At 34.7% G+C, this 1,537-nt stretch carries 3 protein-coding genes; all 3 read left to right on the forward strand.

All coding sequences use genetic code 11. From position 1 onward, the window contains the following. Window positions 1–324 precede the first annotated feature (324 nt). A complete protein-coding gene (locus T433_RS0112570; protein WP_027456045.1) occupies window positions 325–576 on the forward strand; it encodes a DUF4160 domain-containing protein in 252 nt (83 codons plus the stop codon). Continuing rightward, the gene (locus T433_RS0112575) at window positions 569–808 is read left to right on the forward strand and encodes a DUF2442 domain-containing protein (protein ID WP_027456046.1); all 240 of its coding nucleotides are present in this window, start codon (window positions 569–571) and stop codon (window positions 806–808) included. The genes T433_RS0112570 and T433_RS0112575 overlap by 8 nt, the downstream gene beginning before the upstream one ends. Window positions 809–1,163: 355 nt before the next feature. Further along, window positions 1,164–1,537, forward strand: a 374-nt coding sequence (locus T433_RS15480) for a hypothetical protein (protein WP_044109991.1), incomplete at its 3' end; no start/stop codon positions are given.

The raw sequence follows: 1,537 nt of genomic DNA on the forward strand, positions 1-1,537 counted from the left end.
TATTTCACTGAAGTAAATCTCCCTGTTAAGATTAGGAAGTCGTTTGACAAGGATCGTTTTGTGGCAGACTTAAAGGCATTCTTCGATAGTTATTCAGCCAAGCAGGGTAAATAAATGAGCCTGAAAATATATCGTTTAGCGGCATTATTCGGTGTGAATAGTGCCGCTATTCTTTTGGTTTGACGCTGCTATTGGCTCGCAAGAGTCAGGATGTTTGGATGCAATAGTATAATAATAACTATTAATTTTTGCACGGAAAACAAAGAATTATTTGGTATTTTGTGCAAGATTTTGTAGATTTGCAGCGAATAATATTAATATGAAATGAGTCCAGTGTTTCGTCGCGAAAGCGAATATACGTTTAAAATTTACTCCAACGAAGAGGAGCGGATGCATATCCATGTTATTTATGAAAGCCACGAAGCGAAATATTGGTTAGAACCTAAGGTGGAGTTGGCAAAGAATAATGGGATTCCAGAACATAAGTTGAATGAAATAAAGAAAATAGTAGAAAAATATGCAGACAGATTTAAGGAACAATTCAAGCAGCACATCGGCAAGCGTATTGATGATTAATGCGCAAGGCATTATGCTTTCTGTACTTGGTAATGATTATTTCCTATCCTATAATCGTATACCTTGGATGAAAGATGCCCCAATCCGTAGCGTGCTGAATGTGCAGATGTCTGGTTCGGAAGCTATAGAATGGCCTGACCTTGACGTAGATCTTGAAATAGATAGTTTGCGTCATCCGGAGCGCTATCCGCTCGTTATCAAAAGAAATCCACTAGACTTTGTAAAAGCGTAATGAGAAAAAGAAGTGTAATAAGACCTTCTTTGTTTGGCAGATGTGACATCATGGTCTGGCTATCAATAAAAAATCCGATGAATCGTGAGGTTTGTCGGACTTTTTATTTGTTTCTACATACAGAACTAACAATCATTTCATATTATCGCTTCTCGAATCAATTATTTTTATTTTAGACCCTTGCTTTATTTGAAAATGTTTTGTATATTTGCAACATCATTTTAATAACTAAATGACATAAACCTAAAATGCAAGTAATAATGAAAACTAGAGTTCTATTATTGTTGCGGAGAACCCGTGGTATGAATAGAAGAATCAAACTGTTATTTCTGATTTTCTAAAAATGTAATGTATTATGAAAATAATATTAAAGAATGTATTTGATGTTAATGTTGGGAAAAAACATCGCAATAATTTTGAAAAAATGAGTAAAGCATTGCAATCTTATTTTATGGAGCGCACGTACTCATCCATGTTAAACGAAATGGTTATAGATATGATATGCTCTATAGAGTTTAGAATGAAATATCGGAAGAAGCCTGTATATTATGAGGACAAGCTAATAAAGGTGGACCCGGGTTATAGTGATACAACATTTCATATGTATCATTTGCTTTTTGTAGATATTCCCTTACCAGACGAATTTGCTACTTGTTCTGTGGATAACGCTGTCGCGATGATTGGAGATACGATGGTTAAGTATTTCACTGAAGTAAATCTCCCTGTTAA

This window comes from Xylanibacter brevis ATCC 19188, assembly GCF_000621725.1.
Classification (GTDB): Bacteria; Bacteroidota; Bacteroidia; order Bacteroidales; family Bacteroidaceae; genus Prevotella; species Prevotella brevis.

What these genes read in the sequence shown, in the direction of transcription:
- T433_RS0112575 (WP_027456046.1), top strand. Translation starts at nt 569, where the DNA reads ATGATTAATGCGCAAGGCATTATGCTTTCTGTACTTGGTAATGATTAT.
- T433_RS0112570 (WP_027456045.1), top strand. Translation starts at nt 325, where the DNA reads ATGAGTCCAGTGTTTCGTCGCGAAAGCGAATATACGTTTAAAATTTAC.